Consider the following 16,434-nt stretch of genomic DNA (forward strand, 5'->3'; position numbering starts at 1 on the left):
GCCCTACCACGCGCCACGCTGCTCCGGCACGTACTTCACCAAGACCAGCGCCAGCAGCCGGATGACGGCCAGGATCGCATAGACCCACGCCAGGATCTCGCCCGGATTGCTCTGGTACGCCAGGAACGCCGCCACCATCGAGATCGTGGCGATGGAGCCGGTCTGCAGCGACAAGGTGCGCAGCGCCGCCAGCATCGAAGACGATTCGGGCGCCAGCTGCAGGCCGGCATTGCGCATGGCCGGATTGATGGTGCCGTTGCCCGCCCCCACCAGGAAGGCCGAGAAAGCCAGCCAGGCATAGGGCGTGCCCGCCAGCGGCGGCAGCGCCAGCCCCACCAGCCCCACGATGCTGACGGCGCTGCCCACGTAGAGCGGCAAGTGATAGCCGGTGCGGCGCAGCAGCGCCACCGCCGCCAGGGAACAGATCATGGCCGCGGCCCCCTGGGCCGTGAGCAGCGTGCCGGATCCCACGGCATCGATACCGTACTGGCTGGTGGCGTACAACGGCACCAGCGCCATGGCGCCCACCACGAAGCCGCTGAAGATCACGTTCACCAGATTCACGACGCCGAAGTGGCGGCCGTAGATCAGCCGGGGCGCGATGAAAGGGACGGCCGTGCGGCGGATATGGCGAAAGAAGAACATCAGCGAGATCACCGCCGCCAGCAGGAGCCCCAGGAACCCGAGCAGGCCGTCGCCGCCCCGGCGCTCGCCCAGGACGGTGGCCGCCAACATGCCCGACAGCAGGCTCAGGCCCAGCAGCACGATCCCCGGCACGTCCATCTTGCGACTGGAACGGTCCTCGGACGGCGGATCGTGGGGAATGAAGCGCAAGGCCAGGAAAAAGATCGCCAGGCCGATGGGCACGTTCACGTAGAACACGTCGCGCCAGGACGAATACGCGACGAAATACCCGCCGAAGACCGGGCCGATCATCGCACCCACCGGGAAGATGCTGCCGAACAGGCTGACGTAGCGATCGCGCGCGGCGCCGAAGTGGTCCACGATGATGCCGGTGGCCGTGGGGGTGAACCCCGCGCCGCCCGCGGCCTGGATGGCCCGCAGCACGATCAGCAGATAGATGTTGTCGGCCATGCCGCAGCCGAACGAGGCCAGCGTGAATGCCAGCGTGGAGGCCACGAAGACCCGGCGGCGGCCGAACCGCTCGGCCAGCTTGCCGCTGATGGGCAGCATCAGCACGAAACCGAAGGAATAGGCCGTGATGGTCAGGCTCGCCAGGTTGATCGAGGTATGCAGCCCCTGCTGGATCGCGTGCAGCGCCGTCGCCACGATGGTCGAATCGATCGACATCATGAGCAACGCCATGGCGATGATGGCGAAAACAGTCTTGCGGCGCACGGGCGCCGTGGCGGCACGAGCCATAGGGGCGGTCATATGAGCGCCGCCGCGCGGCGCGCGTGCGAGCAGGACACGGTCGCGCGGCCGCTCATTCCACCGTCACGCTCTTGGCCAGGTTGCGCGGCTTGTCCACGTCGGTGCCGCGCGCGCAGGCGGTGTGGTAGGCCAGCAGCTGCAGCGGCACGGTGTGCAGGATGGGCGAGAGTTTGCCGTAGTGCTCGGGCATGCGGATGACGTGCATGCCCTCGGCGCTGGCGATCTGGGAATCCGCGTCGGCGAAGACGTACAGCTCGCCGCCGCGCGCGCGCACTTCCTGCATGTTGGACTTCAGCTTTTCCAGCAGCTCGTCGTGCGGCGCGATGGTGATGACCGGCATGGCGTCGGTCACCAGGGCCAGCGGGCCGTGCTTGAGTTCCCCGGCGGGATAGGCCTCGGCGTGGATGTAGCTGATTTCCTTCAGCTTCAGCGCGCCTTCCAGGGCGATCGGATAGTGCATGCCGCGTCCCAGGAACAGGGCGTTTTCCTTGCTGGCGAAGCGTTCGGCCCAGGCGATGATCTGCGGTTCCAGCGCCAGCACGGCGGATACGGCCGCCGGCAGGTGGCGCAAGGACTTGATGGCCTGTTCCTCGGCGGCGGCGTCCAGGCGGCCGCGCGTCTGGGCCAGCGCCAGGGTCAGCAGGTACAGGGCGGTCAGCTGGGTGGTGAAGGCCTTGGTCGAGGCCACGCCGATTTCCACCCCCGCGCGGGTGATGAAGGCCAGCTTGCATTCGCGCACCATGGCGCTGGTGGCCACGTTGCAGATGGTCAGGGTCTGGTCCATGCCCAGGCCGCGCGCATGCTTGAGCGCCGCCAGGGTGTCGGCGGTCTCGCCGGACTGGGAGATGGTGACCACCAGCGTGCGCGGATCGGGCACGCTGGTACGGTAGCGGTATTCGCTGGCGATTTCCACGTTGACGGGAATGCCGGCCACGGATTCGATCCAGTAGCGCGCCGTCAGGCCGGCGTAATAGCTGGTGCCGCAGGCCAGGATCAGCACGCGGTCGATGGCCTGGAACACGGCATGCGCGCCGTCGCCGAACAATTCCGGCATGATGGTGTCGATGTCCTGCAGGGTGTCGCCCACGGCGCGCGGCTGCTCGAAGATTTCCTTCTGCATGAAATGCCGGTAGGGGCCGAGCTCGGCCTCGCCGGTATGGACCTGGACCGTGTGCACGGCCCGCTCCACGGGCTTGCCCTGGGCGTCGGCGACCCAGACCCGCGCCAGCTGCAGGTCCACCACGTCGCCGTCCTCCAGGTACATGATCTGGTCGGTGGTGCCGGCCAGCGCCAGCGCGTCGGACGCGAGATAGTTGCCGTCGGCGCCGCGGCCGACGACCAGCGGCGAGCCCTGGCGCGCGCCGACCACGCGGTGCGGCTCCTGGGCGCAGAACACGGCGATGGCGTAGGCGCCTTCCAGGCGGCGCACGGCCTGCTGCACGGCGGCGTACAGGTCGCCGTCGTACAGGTGGTCCACCAGGTGGGCGATGACTTCGGTGTCGGTCTGGCTCTGGAACACGTAGCCGGCGGCCTGCAGTTCCGCGCGCAGGTCGTCGTGGTTCTCGATGATGCCGTTGTGCACCAGCGCGATGCGCGGCGCGCCCTGGTCCGGGCCGGAGAAATGGGGATGCGCGTTGTGCGTCAGCGGCGCGCCGTGGGTGGCCCAGCGGGTGTGGGCGATGCCGGTCAGGCCCTGGACGCCGTCCTGCGCGGCCTGCGCCGCCAGTTCGGCGACCCGCTGGGTGCTGCGCACCCGCTGCAGCCCGGTGCCCGTGTGCACGGCCACGCCGCAGGAGTCGTAGCCCCGGTATTCCAGCCGGCGCAGGCCTTCGAGCAGGACGGGAACGATATTGTGCTGCGCCACGGCGCCGACGATGCCACACATAGAGGGATGCTCCTGGTTCGGGAAGACGAGGGCCGGCGGAGGCCGGGGTGGAGGCCTATCCGGTTTTGCGCTATTGTGGACCGGACGAAAGGAAATAGGATTTCCATTTACGGTCTTATATGAAATAAAATTTCATTCAATATTCAGCATGAAATTTTATTTCATATAATCGATCCTGATGCGCCGAAAGAAGCAAATGCCAGGATCCCCCGCTTGCCCTTCCTCACGCCTGTTGCGCCCCGGAAACATCTCCATGCCCGCCCTCGAACTCGACGATCTGGACCGCCGCATCCTGGACATCCTGCAACAGGACTGCGCTCTCAGCAATCAGGACCTGGCCACGCGCGTGCACGCCTCGCCGCCGACCTGCCTGCGGCGGGTGCGCCGCCTGACCAGGGCGGGCATCATCCAGCGGCGGGTGGCGCTCCTGGACCCCGCCCTGATGGGCGCGGCCCTGACGGTCCTGATCGAGGTCACGCTGGACGCGCAGGCGGCCGCCCAGGCCGATGCCTTCGAGGCCCAGTTGCTGGCCGAGCCGGCCATCCAGCAATGCTACCGGGTCAGCAGCGGGCCGGACTTCATGCTGGTCGCCCTGGTGGCGGACATGGCGGCCTACCAGGCCCTGGCGCTGCGCTGCCTGACGGGCGACCCGCGCGTGCGCAACGTGCGCAGCTTCTTCGCCACGCGGCGCAGCAAGTTCGACACCCGGATTCCGCTGGCCCCCTGACTCAGCGGACCTGGTCCAGTTCCTGCGGTTCGGGCTCGTCCGCCCAGCGCTCGCGGAATTCCAGGATGTCCGGCAGGCAACGCACGAACGCCTCGACCAGTTCGGGATCGAAATGGCGGCCGCTTTCCTTGCGGATGTGGGCCACGGCGTCCTCGACGGGCCAGGCCGGCTTGTAGGGACGCACGCTGGTCAGGGCGTCGAACACGTCGACCAGCGCGACGATGCGCGCGGCATGCGGAATGGCCTCGCCCGCCAGGCCGTCCGGATAGCCGCTGCCGTCCCATTTCTCATGGTGGCGCAGGGCGATCGTGGCGGCCAGCCGCAGCAGGCTGGACCGGTGCTCGCCGATGATCCGGGCGCCGATCACGGTGTGCTGGCGCATGATGGCCCATTCCGCCGCGTCCAGCTTGCCGGGCTTGAGCAGCACGGCGTCGGGAATGCCGATCTTGCCCACGTCGTGCATGGGCGCGGCGTTCAGCAGTTCGTCGGCCGCCTCTTCGCTGTAGCCGACCTCGCGCGCCAGGCGCCAGGCGTAATGGCTCATGCGCACGATGTGCAGTCCGGTCTCGTTGTCGCGGTATTCCGCCGCCGCGCCCAGGCAGCGGATGATCCGCAGGCGGGTTTCCAGGACCTCCCCGGCCTGCACCAGGGACAGATGGGTCCGGACCCTGGCCTGCACCACCGGCGGGTTGAAGGGCTTGGTGATGTAGTCCACCGCGCCCAGTTCCAGCCCCTTGTGCTCGTCGGCCACCTGGCTGAGCGCCGTGACGAAGATCACCGGAATGGCGCGGGTGTCCTCGTCGCGCTTGAGGATCTCGCAGACCTCGTAGCCCGACATGCCCGGCATCATGATGTCGAGCAGGATCAGGTCGGGCCGCTCCTTGCGCACCAGGGACAGCGCCGTGGGTCCGTCCTTGGCGAACAGCAGGCGGTACTGCGCCTGCAGGGTGTGCCGCAACACCTGGAGATTCGTCGATTCGTCGTCCACCAGCAGCAGGGTGCGGCGCGCATCCTTCTTGTATTCCATGGAATGTTCCATTGTTCAATCCAGCTGCCCGGCGGCGCGCTCGGCCATGTCGGCCCGGACCGCATCCAGCAGGGCGCCGGCCCGTCCGAATTCGAAGGCGTCGATGGCCGCGCGCAGAGCCTGCGCCCGGGCGCCGTCGCCACGCGCCTCCAGTCCCGCGCAGACGAGGCCCAGCGCGGCGTCGTCCAGCTCGTTGCGCTCCAGCACGGTCCGCAGCGCCGCCGCGGCCGACTCCAGGTCGGCGTCGGCAACCGGCGCTGGCGCCCCGCCCGCCGCGGCGGCATCCCCCGGGGCGGACCCGGACGCCGCGCAGGCCTCCCGGCGGGCCGCCCTGGCTTCCTGGCGCGCCGCATCCAGCAGGGCGCGCAGATGCGGCAGGCGCATCCGCACGTCGGCGAGATGCCCCGCCCGGCCCTGATCCTCCAGTTCGCCCGCCTGCTGCGACACGGCCGTCAGGGCCAGGTTGCCCGCGGCGCCGCGCAGGCCATGCAGGCTGAACAGCAGGGCCTCGGAATCCGCCTCCGCGCCCTGGTCGGGCAATGGGTACTTGCCCGGCGCCTCGTCCAGGAAGGCCAGGATCCGGTCGGCCAGCCGCGCCCGATCGCCCCAGAGCGCCACGCCGCGTTCCCAGTCGATCGCCCGCGCCGCCGCGCGGCCGGCCGGCGACGGGCCGTCGGACGCCTCGGGCCTGCCTTCCAGCACCCGGGCGATCTCCTCGTACAGCCGGGGGATGTCCAGGGGCTTGACGGCGAAGCCGCTCATGCCGGCCTGCCGCGCCTCGCGGCGATCGTTGGCCATCACGCTGGCCGTCAGGGCGATGACCGGCGTGGCCGCCAGGCCCCGGGTGCGCTCGTGCTGGCGGATCAGGCGGGTGGCCTGCAGGCCGTCGATGACCGGCATGTGCACGTCCATCAGGACCACGTCGAAACGGCCGGCCAGGAACGCCTCCACGGCCTGCTCGCCATCGCGGGCGGATTCCACCTGATGGCCGCCGGCCCGCAGCACCAGCGTCAGCAGTTCCAGGTTCTGCTCCACGTCGTCGGCGATCAGCACGCGCAGGGGCGGCAGCCGCGGAGCATCGCCCTGGGACTGCGGTTCGTCGGGCGCCCGGCCCGGCGCCAGCGGCAGCCACACGTGGAAGGTGCTGCCCCGGCCGGGCTCGCTCTCGACTTCGATCCGCCCCTTCATGGCCTCCACCAACTGGCGGGCGATCGTCGTGCCCAGCCCCGTGCCGCCGAAGCGCCGGCTGATCGAGGCGTCGGCCTGCGTGAAGGGATCGAAGATGGACTGGACCTGCGCGGGGCTCATGCCGATGCCCGTGTCGCGCACCTGCACGTGCACCACCCCGCCCTCCAGGGAAAACAGCACGTCCACCCCGCCGGTCTCGGTGAACTTGATGGCGTTGCCCACCAGGTTGGTCAGGACCTGCAGCAGGCGCAGGGTGTCGCCCTTGAAATACTCCGGCATGTCGGCCGGGTAGTGGGTCGCCAGGCGCAGCCCCCGGGCCTGCGCGCCCAGGCGCAGCGAGGACTCGATCTGCATCGCCAGGCTCCTGAGCGAAAAGTCGCGGCTTTCCAGCTCCAGCCGGCCGCTGTCCATCTTGGATGTGTCCAGGATGTCGTTGAGCAGCCGCAGCAGGCTGCGCGACGACTGGCGGATGGTGTTCAGGTGGCTGCGCTGGGCGGGCGACAGGTCCGTCTGCAGCAGCAGGTCGGTGAACCCGATGATGGAATTCATCGGCGTGCGGATCTCGTGGCTCATGTTCGCCAGGAAATGGCCCTTGGCGGCGGCGGCCTGCTCGGCGCGTTCCGCCGCCTCGCGCAGGGAGGCCTCCAGCGCCTGCTTGTCGCTGATGTCGGTCAGCATGCCGACGAACAGCATCTCCTGATTGGGCAGCGACACGCGGCCGACGGCCAGGCGCACCGGCATCAGGCTGCCGTCCTTGCGCCGTCCGACGACCTCGCGGCCCATGCCGATGATGTGCGGCACCCCGGTCGCGCGATAGCGCCGCAGGTAGCCGTCGTGCTCGGAATGATAGGGCTCGGGCATCAGCATCTTGATGTTGCGGCCGACCACTTCCCCGGCCTGGTAGCCGAACAGGCGCTCGGCCGAATGGCTGAATTCCTGCACGATGCCATGGCCGTCGATGGTGATGATGGCATCCACGGCCGTGTCCAGGATGGCCTGCAGGCGCGACTGGCTCTCGCCGACCTCGCGGTACAGTTCGCGGGTGCGGATGAGGCCGTTCAGCGACGTGACCAGCACCGCCACCGTCAGGCTGAGGGACGCCAGCCCCAGAGACGCCCAGGTGGTGCCCAGCCGGATGCCGTGCTCGGCGTCGACGATGCTCAGGTCGCCGTAGAAGCGCGCGGCCGCCATGCCGGTGTAGTGCATCCCGGCAATCGCCACCCCCATGACCGTCCCGCTGATCAGGAACCGCATCCGCCGCGGCAGCGGCGTGCGGCGCAGGCCGAAGCGGATCCACAGCGCCAGCATCGCCAGCGCCACCGCCACGACGATGGACAGGCCGAACAGCAGCGGGTCGTAGCGCATTTCCAGCGTGCTGACCATGGCCGCCATGCCGGCGTAGTGCATCGCGCCGATGCCGGCGCCGACCACCACGCCGCCGATCACGAGCGGCCAGCCGACCGGCTCGGGCCGCGCCAGCATCCACAGGGCCGTCCACGAGGCCGCCAGGCCCGGCAGCAGGGACAGCAGGGTGACGTCCGTGCGGTAATACATGGGCGCCGGCAGGTGGAACGCCATCATGCCGATGAAATGCATGGTCCAGATTCCGCCGCCCAGGGCGATGGCGCCGGTGCCGATGGCCACGTGGCGATAGAAGCGGCTGCGGGTATGGCGGGCGATGTGCGAGGTCTGCAGCGCCATCAGGGACAGGAAGATCGGCACCGCGACGGACAGCAGGACCAGGCCGGGCTGCCAGGTGCCCTCGACCAGGGGGCCGAGATCCTCGCCGCCGACGAAGAAATGGTCAAGCATCATGATGCGGGCTCAATATTTGAAACCTGAAACGAAAGGACGCAGGACGTAGCCTAACAGAATGCAACAGGCCGGATCGCCGGAATTCCGGCCGATTCGGTGCAGACCCGACACGATTCGGGAAAACGAGGGGACGGATTCAAAAAAACCATTGACCCCGGGAAATCCCTATGCAACACTTGCGGATTGCTTGTTTTCTGACCTTCTGACCTCGGTTTCACGCCAAGTGCGCCGTTTGGGTTGATTCGGTCGGCACATGCGACTGATTCTTGCCCGGCAGACATCCGCGGCAGCAACCCAGCGGGGACACCCATCCGATCCCCGCGGCACACCGCCCGCGTTCGCGGGCGCAAGGAAACCCATGTCCTTCGACTCCCTGGGGCTCGCCCCCCAGCTCGTGGCCGCCCTGCGCGACCTGAGCATCGACACGCCCACCTCCGTCCAGTCCGCCGCCATTCCCCAGGCGCTCGCCGGCCATGACCTGATGGTGTCCTCGCAGACCGGCAGCGGCAAGACCGCCGCCTTCATGCTGCCCGCCCTGCAGCGCCTGAGCCACCGCGCCGGCGCGGGCGGACGCGGCGTGCAGGTCCTGGTCCTGGCGCCCACGCGCGAACTCGCCATGCAGGTCGCCGACGCCGCCCGTTCCTACGGCAAGCAGATCGACGGCCTGCGCGTCGCCACCGTGGTCGGCGGAATGCCCTACGGCGCCCAGATCAAATCCCTGTCGCGCCGCGTGGACGTGCTGGTCGCCACGCCGGGCCGCCTGATCGATCACCTGCAGGCGCGGCGCGTGAACCTGTCCACCGTCCAGACCCTGGTGCTGGACGAGGCCGACCGCATGCTGGACATGGGCTTCATCGAGGACATCGAGACCATCATCCGCAGCACGCCGGCCGAACGCCAGACGCTGCTCTTCTCGGCCACGCTGGACGGCACGGTCGCCCATCTGGCGGCCAACCTGATGCGCGATCCGAAGCGCATCGAGGTTTCGCACGCGCACCAGAAGCACACCCACATCACCCAGCACCTGCTGTACGCGGACGACAAGGCCCACAAGCTGCGCCTGCTGGACCACCTGCTGCGCGACACCAGCCTGGACCAGGCCATCGTCTTCACCGCCACCAAGCGCGGCGCCGACGACCTAGCCGACCACCTGAGCGACGAGGGCTTCGCCGCGGCCGCCCTGCACGGCGACATGAACCAGCGCCAGCGCACCCGCACCCTGGGCCTGCTGCAGAAGGGCCAGGTGCGCGTCCTGGTCGCCACCGACGTGGCCGCGCGCGGCATCGACGTGCAGACCATCAGCCACGCCGTGAACTACGACCTGCCCCTGCAGGCCGAGGACTACGTGCACCGCATCGGCCGCACCGGCCGCGCCGGGCGCTCCGGCCAGGCCATCACCCTGGCCGTGCACGCCGAGCGCCACAAGGTCCGCCGCATCGAACACTTCATCGGCCAGGCCATTCCCATGGAAACCATTCCCGGCCTGGAGCCGCAACGGTCCGTGCGGCCCACCTACAAGGACAAGCCCACCCGCGGCGCCCGCCCGCAAGGCGGCAAGCCCCACGGCAAGCCCTGGCACAAGGACGGCCCCGCCGGCGCCGCGCCGCGCGCGCGCAAGCCCTGGCAACAGGACGCCCTGGCGGGCGACGATACCCGCCCGGCGCGCGCCCACAAGCCTTGGGAGCAGAACGGCCAGGCCGACGGCGCCCGTCCGGCCCGGGCCCGCAAGCCCTGGGAGCAGGACAAGCCGGCGTTCGCCCGCCCCGAACGTGGCGAAGGCCGCCCCTTCCATGCCAAGGCTGACCGTGCCCCCCACGGCGCCGGCCCGCGCCCGAGCCGTGACGGCGATACGCCGCGCGCGGCGCGGCCCGCCAAAGCCGGCGCCAAGCCGTCCATCAAGCGGCAGGCCCGCCAGGATCAGCCCCGCGCGGCGCGTCCCCGGTTTGCCTGAGTCCGCGAACGCCTTGCGACAGGGCCGTCTCCTGCCGTAGCGGCCCTCCACCGCGCGCCTTGCAAGGCGCGCGGATTCGCTCGGCACAGGATAGTCCTCAGGGACGGCCCCGTGTCCGCTCTCATCCCGGCCTCATGCCGGGATTTTTGTTTTACAGTCGTGGCTACTCCCCCCGCGTCGCCACTTGCAGGCGGCTCCGACTTGTCCGCACTGGACAGTCCGCAGGGGACCGTCCAATGTCCCGCTTCGCCCCATGATCGAACTGCCCGCTGTCCACACCCCCTCCGGCCTGCCGGAACCCGATGCCGACGCGCGCGCCCACGGCGCCCGCGTCCAGGCCATGCTCGAGGAGCGCATCCGCGATGCCGGCGGCTGGCTGCCGTTCGAACGCTGGATGGAGGCCGCCCTGTACGCGCCCGGCCTGGGCTACTACAGCGCCGGCAGCGCCAAGTTCCAAAACGACGGCGATTTCACCACCGCCCCCGAAACCAGCCCCCTGTTCGGCCAGGCGCTCGCGCGCCAGGTCGCCCAGGTGCTGGAGGCCAGCCGGTCCGCCCGCGTCCTGGAATTCGGCGCCGGGTCGGGCGCCCTGGCCGCCGTACTGATCCCCGCCCTGGGGGACCTGGGATTCGAGGTCGAATACGAGATCCTGGAACTGTCCGCCGATCTGCGCGCCCGCCAGAGGGACCGCCTGTCGGCCTGGGGCGACCGGGTGCGCTGGCTGGACGCGCTGCCGGCGGCCTTCAGCGGCTGCGTGATCGCCAACGAAGTCCTGGACGCCATGCCCGCCGTCCTGTTCCGCTGGAACGCCGCGGGCGCGCCCGAACTGCTGGGCGTCGCACTGGACGCCCGGCCAGAGGCCGCCGCGCCCTTCCGCTGGGCGGCGCGCGAAGCGCCGCCGCCCACCGCGGCCGCCCTGGCCGCCCGCATGCCGCCCCTGCCCGGCTACCAGTCGGAAATCAACCCTCAGGCCGAGGCCTGGGTGCGCGATCTGGGCCGCTGGCTGCAGCGGGGCGCGGCCCTGCTGATCGACTACGGTTTTCCGCGTGCCGAGTACTACCATCCCCAGCGCCTGCGCGGCACGCTGATGTGCCATTTCCGCCACCACGCCCACGACCAGGCGCTGATCCTGGCCGGCCTGCAGGACATCACCACCCATGTGGACTTCACCGCCATGGCGGACGCCGCCCTGGACGGCGGCCTGGAGGTGTTGGGCTACACGTCCCAGGCGCGCTTCCTGATGAACGCGGGCCTGACGGACCTGATCCGCGCGCCCGGCGACGACCCGGCGCAGCGCGCGCGCCAACTGACCGCCCTGAACACGCTGCTGTCAGAGGCCGAGATGGGCGAGCTGTTCAAGGTCCTGGCCGTCGGACGGGGTCTGGACGCGCCCCTGCTGGGCTTCGCGCGCGGGGACCGGCGCGACCGGCTGTAGGCGGCTGGACACGGCCAGGCATCCCAGGCCGGGGCCATCGCCCGGCTTCCCGCCCTACGCCACCTTCAAACCGAAGCTGTTCATCAGGCGCCGGGTGGCGAAATCGGGCCGGCCGCCGGTGAACAGCGCCGTATCGTCCTCTTCCGGATGCAGGGCGTCGGCGCGGCGCGGCAGCAGGCTGCGGGCGCGCCGCGCGATGGCCTCGGCCGGGTCCAGCCAGTCCACGGGCCAGGGTGCCAGCCTCCGGAAGACGTTGGCCATGAAGGGATAGTGCGTGCAGGCCAGCACCACGATGTCGGTGCGCGCGCCGCCGTCCTCCACGAAGCAGGGAGCGATCTCGGCGGCCACCGCCTCGTCGCTCACGGGCAGGCCGCGGACGTAGGCCTCCGCCATGCGCGCCAGCCGGGGCGAACCCACCAGGGTCACGTGGCATTGCGAGGCAAAGGACTGGATCAGGTCGCGGGTGTAGTCGCGCCGCACCGTGCCCGGTGTCGCCAGCACCGACACCCGCCCGGAACGCGTGCGCTCGGCCGCCGGCTTGATGGCCGGAACGGTGCCGACGAAAGTCATGCCCGGATAGGCCGCGCGCAGCGCGGCGCCCGCCACCGTGAACGCGGTATTGCAGGCGACGATGCACAGGGCCGGATCATGATCGCGCAGCAGCCCGTCGAACAGGTCCACGATCCGGTCCCGCAGGGCGTCCTCGGCCCAGCCGCCGTAGGGGAAGCCGGCATCGTCGGCCACGTAGACGAAGCGCCGCTCGGGCATCAGCACGCGGGCCTCGCGCAGCACGGTCAGGCCGCCGATCCCGGAATCGAAGACGAGGACAGGCTGGTCGTCAGGCGTCATCGCATTTGCCTTTCCGATGATGATGCCGGCAGCGCCACCCTGAACCGCCCACTGTCTTCGACAAGTCGATCTTTCAACATCCCGTCCGGACTCCCTCCAGCGCCCGCAGCCTCGCCGCGCGCAGATCGTCGCGGATGCGCGCGGCGTCGCCCCCGGCGGCGCGGGCGATGGCGCCGGCGTCCACCGCGCGCACCGCCGCCAGCCGCCGCATCCACAGGGTCGGATCGACATCGCCCCGCACGCAATCGGCCGCCGCCAGCAGCGCCTCGAAGCGATCGGGCCGGCGCAGCGCGTCGCAGGATTCCAGCAGCGCCAGCCAGGCGCCGGGGCCGCCGGAGTCCGGCGCGGAAGCCATCGGCGCGTCCCCCGGCGGCATGCCGGCCGGTTTCGTCCGCGCATCGGCGTCCGCGTCCGCCATCCGGGTCAGGCGGTCCAGGACGCCCGGCAGCAGCCGCGCCAGGTCGCGGCAGGCGGACGGCGCCCGCAGCCGGTCCTGCAGCCCGGGGGCCGAGCCCCGGCAGAGCAGCGCGTACCGCCCGGCCAGGTCCAGGCCCCGGGCGGCGCCGCGCGCCAGGCCATTGGCCACGTCGGCCCGCCACACCAGGCCGGGCGCGACCCGCCCGAGCGCCCCGCATTCGGCCAGCACGTCCAGCATGCGGCCGGGGTGGCCCGTCATCAGCCCCTTGGCGAATTCCTGCCAGACGCGCTCCGGCACCAGGGCGTCGACCTCGCCGTCGCACACCAGCGCGCGGCAGAGGGCCATGGTTTCGGGGGCGATGGAAAAATCATGGAAGCGCGCAGCGAAGCGCGCCAGGCGCAGCAGGCGCACAGGGTCCTCGACGAAGGCCGGCCCCACGTGGCGCAGCACGCGGGCGCGCACGTCGGCCGCGCCATCCAGGGGATCGATCAGCGCGCCGTCGGGCGCCCGCGCGATGGCGTTGACCGTGAGATCGCGGCGGCGAAGATCGTCTTCCAGGGTGACGTCCGGCCCGGCGTGGAACACGAAACCCCGGTAGCCCCGGCCGGACTTGCGCTCCGTGCGCGCCAGGGCGTATTCCTCGTGCGTGCGCGGATGCAGGAAGACGGGAAAATCCCCGCCCACCGGCGTGAAGCCCCGCGCCGCCATGATTTCGGGGCTGGCTCCCACCACCACCCAGTCGCGGTCCCCCGCCGTCCGGCCCAGCAGGGCGTCGCGCACCGCGCCGCCGACGATGTAGACCTCCAGGCCGGCGACGGCCGGGTCGTCCGTGTCCGGCGCACCGCCCGGCGGCGCCGCGCGGTCCCGGCCCGGTTCGGCCTCGCCGCGCACGGCGGGGCCTGCGCTGCGGCGCGGACTCACGGCCGGGCCGTCTGCGTTCCGGCCATGGGGCTGACGGTGCCCAGGCGCGCCTTCAGCGAGTCGGGCCGGCCGGAAAACAGCATCGAGTAGTAGACCGCGTTGGACAGGACATTCTTCACGTACAGGCGGGTCTCGGTGAAGGGAATGGTTTCGGCGAAGATCGCGCCCTCGACCGGCGCCGGCAGTTGGGCGCGCCAGCGCTTCGGCCGCCCCGGCCCGGCGTTGTAGCCCGCCGTGGCCAGCAGTTCCGATCCGTTCAGGTCCTGCAGCACCATGTTGAGATAGTTGGTGCCCAGGATCGTGTTGGTGTCGAAATCGTTGACCTGGCCGGGCTTGAAGTCCTTCATGCCGATCTTGCGCGCCACGTGGCGAGCGGTGGCCGGCATCAGCTGCATTAGGCCGGACGCCCCGACGCGCGACCGGGCGTCGGTGATGAAGCGCGATTCCTGGCGGATCAGGCCATAGACCCAGGCGGGATCCAGGTCGATCAGGTGCGCCTTGGCGGCCACCTGGCCTTCGAAGGGCGCGATGAAGCGCTGGCTGAAGTCGGTCACGCCCCGCGTCAGCAGGGACGTGTTCACCACCCGGTCGTAGATGTGCTGCTCGCGGGCGAATTCCGCCGCCCCCCGCAGCTGGGCGTCGCTCATGCCGCGCAGGGCGAAATTCCATTCGGGCACGGCTTCCTTGCGCCAGCCCAGGTCGAACAGCGCCACGGCGCGCCGCAGGCCGGGATTGGCCCGCGCCTGGGCGATCCAGGCCGGATCCAGGGGCCCGGGCTGGGCCGGCAGGGCCGGCGCGCGGCCCAGTTCCTCGGTCGCCAGCAGGCCGTAGAAGCCCTGTTCGCCGGCGATGGACTCGTAATACTGGCGCGCGGCCACGGCATTGCCCTGGGCCGCCAGGGCGCGGCCGTACCAATAACGCCAGACCGGTTCGTCGGCCTGGCGCGCGCTCATCTTGCGGATGGCCGCGGCCACCCGCCCCCAGTCGATGGGCGCGGCCCGCAGTTCGGCGCGGACTTCCCAGGCGTGGTTGTAGTCGGTCATGGGCACGAAGCCGGATTGCCGATACCAGCGCGCGGCCTCGGGATCGACGTTCAGCGCGGCCACCAGGCCAAACTGTCCCCAGACCCATTGCAGGTCGGCCTTCGGCATCCAGCCCGCCCAGCGTTCCTGGATGAATCGGGCGGCCTCGGACCGGTCGTCGCTGCGCGCCAGGCGCGACAGGGCGATGGCGGCCAGTTCGAAATCCACGGCGGCGCGCGGCTGGCCGCGGGATTCCAGCCATTTGCGCGGATTTTTCATCAGCGCGGCGTACTGCACCATGGCCGCGTCGTCGAACACCACGCCAGCCATGCGGTCGGCGTTGCCCTGCTTGCCGGTTTCCAGGGTGTCGCGCAGCAGGCCGTTCAGTTCCTTGCGGCTGAGGACGTGGTCGGCCGCCGCCTGGTCCAGCAGGTCCCAGCAATCGGCGTTGGGCTGGAACACGTCCAGGACCTCGGCCGAGCGGGCGCGCTTGCCGCTCTGGTGGCGCGCCAGCAGCAGGGCGCAGCGCACCGGCGCCGACGGGTCGGCCACTTCCGGGATCTGCAGGGCCAGGGCATAGTTGCCGGATCGCGTGGCCGCCAGGATCCAGTCGGCGCGGATGCGTTCGTCCAGGTAGGTGCCGGCCGCGTCGGCCAGGAATTGGCGCACCTCGGCGTCCGGGACGGGGCGGGCGCGGTCCTGCAGCCGGTTGCGCAAGGCCCAGTAGCGCGGGTACAGGCCCAGCACCGGGTCGGCGGCGGCCAGCGGCACCAGGCGGTCGAGATCGGACCAGCGCCGTTTCTGGACGGCATCGTAGGCGTCCTGGACGGCCTGACGGGCGGCGGGCGGCACCGCCACCGGTTCCGGCGCGGGGGCCGGTGGCGGCGGCGTCTCGGGCGTCATGGACGCGGGCGTGGGCGCGGGAGCCGGCGCCCGCGGATCGGCGGCCTGCGCGGCCAGGACGACGCGCGGGGCCTCGCCCGCCTGCCGCTCGGCCGCCGTGGGCGCCTGGGCGCCCGCGCAGCCCGCCAGGCCCAGCAGGGCCGCCAGGCCCCAGGCCATGCACCGATGACGCGGCCGGGACGAGGCCGGTCCTGCATCCCCCGCGAATCCCGGATATCCTATAAAACTCCGCCCCATAGTCACAAACCCCGCGAACCAGTCACCACATGAATCAGAATGCACAGGATAACGCAGCCGCCCTGCGGGCGCGACTCAAGCGGCGCCGCGCCGAAATTCCGCCCCAGGACCGCGACCGGGGCGCGCTGCTGATCCGCGGCCGCCTGTACACCTGGCTCGCGACCAGCCGCACCCGCCTGCGCGAGTCGGGCCGCCCCGACGTCCGCGGCATCGCCGCCTTCTGGCCCATGGCCGACGAGCCTGCCCTGCAGGCCCTCCTGCGCCAGTGGGCGGAAGACGAGACCCTGGCGGTTTCGCTGCCGGTCGTGACGGCGCCCGGCCAGCCGCTGCGGTTCCATGCCTGGACTCCGGACACCCCCATGAAGCCGGGGGCCTACGGCATCCTGGAACCCGATAGCCCGGAAGTCCCGCCCCCCGACGTCGTGCTGGTGCCCACGCTGGGCTACACGCGCCAGGGCGACCGCCTGGGCTACGGCGGCGGCTACTACGACCGCACCCTGGCCGCGCTGAAGGCGGCCGGCCATGCGTTCACGACGGTGGGCATCGCCTGGGCCTGCGGCGACCTGAGCGGCGAAGCCTACGCACCCGCCGCGCACGACGTCCGGCTGGACGCGATCCTGACCGACAAGGGCTGGGCCGTGCCGGCGCCGGAACTCTAGGG

11 protein-coding genes are annotated in these 16,434 nt (G+C 70.9%); 4 read left to right on the top strand and 7 right to left on the bottom strand.

The features are described from left to right. Window positions 1–3 precede the first annotated feature (3 nt). Together ACFO27_RS04000 and glmS are read right to left on the bottom strand one after the other, a co-directional pair. Window positions 4–1,383 carry an MFS transporter gene (locus tag ACFO27_RS04000; protein ID WP_376816110.1) on the bottom strand — a complete coding sequence of 460 codons (1,380 nt, stop codon included), beginning with the start codon at window positions 1,381–1,383 and terminating at the stop codon, window positions 4–6. A gap of 64 nt (window positions 1,384–1,447) precedes the next feature. Continuing rightward, window positions 1,448–3,280: a glutamine--fructose-6-phosphate transaminase (isomerizing) gene (glmS, locus tag ACFO27_RS04005; protein ID WP_376816111.1), complete on the bottom strand. Its 1,833-nt coding sequence runs from the start codon at window positions 3,278–3,280 to the stop codon at window positions 1,448–1,450. Between the two features lie 253 nt (window positions 3,281–3,533). On the opposite strand from glmS, the gene ACFO27_RS04010 reads away from it, so the two are divergent. Further along, window positions 3,534–4,007 carry an Lrp/AsnC family transcriptional regulator gene (locus tag ACFO27_RS04010; RefSeq protein WP_376816112.1) on the top strand — a complete coding sequence of 158 codons (474 nt, stop codon included), beginning with the start codon at window positions 3,534–3,536 and terminating at the stop codon, window positions 4,005–4,007. Window position 4,008: 1 nt separating this feature from the next. Here the strand turns inward: ACFO27_RS04010 and ACFO27_RS04015 are convergent, their stop codons facing one another. Together ACFO27_RS04015 and ACFO27_RS04020 are read right to left on the bottom strand one after the other, a co-directional pair. Then, the gene (locus ACFO27_RS04015; protein WP_376816113.1) at window positions 4,009–5,046 is read right to left on the bottom strand and encodes a response regulator; all 1,038 of its coding nucleotides are present in this window, start codon (window positions 5,044–5,046) and stop codon (window positions 4,009–4,011) included. A 3-nt stretch (window positions 5,047–5,049) separates the two neighbouring features. Further along, window positions 5,050–8,037 carry an MHYT domain-containing protein gene (locus ACFO27_RS04020; RefSeq protein ID WP_376816114.1) on the bottom strand — a complete coding sequence of 996 codons (2,988 nt, stop codon included), beginning with the start codon at window positions 8,035–8,037 and terminating at the stop codon, window positions 5,050–5,052. 358 nt (window positions 8,038–8,395) lie between these two features. Here ACFO27_RS04020 and ACFO27_RS04025 point away from each other — a divergent pair, with 358 nt between their 5' ends. Together ACFO27_RS04025 and ACFO27_RS04030 are read left to right on the top strand one after the other, a co-directional pair. Beyond that, window positions 8,396–9,988 (top strand): DEAD/DEAH box helicase, encoded by a 1,593-nt coding sequence (locus ACFO27_RS04025; RefSeq protein ID WP_376816115.1) that lies wholly within the window; start codon window positions 8,396–8,398, stop codon window positions 9,986–9,988. A gap of 253 nt (window positions 9,989–10,241) precedes the next feature. Next, entirely contained in the window at window positions 10,242–11,423 is a 1,182-nt protein-coding gene (locus ACFO27_RS04030; protein ID WP_376816116.1) for a class I SAM-dependent methyltransferase, read from the top strand. Between the two features lie 54 nt (window positions 11,424–11,477). Here ACFO27_RS04030 and murI read toward each other — a convergent pair whose 3' ends face one another. The 3 genes from murI to ACFO27_RS04045 all read right to left on the bottom strand — a co-directional run bounded on the left by murI (window position 11,478) and on the right by ACFO27_RS04045 (window position 15,695). Beyond that, entirely contained in the window at window positions 11,478–12,272 is a 795-nt protein-coding gene (gene murI / locus ACFO27_RS04035; protein WP_376816117.1) for a glutamate racemase, read from the bottom strand. A gap of 73 nt (window positions 12,273–12,345) precedes the next feature. Continuing rightward, the gene (locus tag ACFO27_RS04040) at window positions 12,346–13,581 is read right to left on the bottom strand and encodes a hypothetical protein (RefSeq protein WP_376816405.1); all 1,236 of its coding nucleotides are present in this window, start codon (window positions 13,579–13,581) and stop codon (window positions 12,346–12,348) included. A 26-nt stretch (window positions 13,582–13,607) separates the two neighbouring features. Then, complete coding sequence (locus ACFO27_RS04045) at window positions 13,608–15,695, bottom strand: transglycosylase SLT domain-containing protein (RefSeq protein WP_376816118.1); 2,088 nt, start codon at window positions 15,693–15,695, stop codon at window positions 13,608–13,610. Window positions 15,696–15,802: 107 nt separating this feature from the next. On the opposite strand from ACFO27_RS04045, the gene ACFO27_RS04050 reads away from it, so the two are divergent. After that, entirely contained in the window at window positions 15,803–16,432 is a 630-nt protein-coding gene (locus ACFO27_RS04050) for a 5-formyltetrahydrofolate cyclo-ligase (protein WP_376816119.1), read from the top strand. The last annotated feature ends 2 nt before the right edge of the window (window positions 16,433–16,434 follow it).

It is taken from the genome of Castellaniella denitrificans, from assembly GCF_042653765.1.
Taxonomy (GTDB): Bacteria; Pseudomonadota; Gammaproteobacteria; order Burkholderiales; family Burkholderiaceae_B; genus Castellaniella; species Castellaniella denitrificans.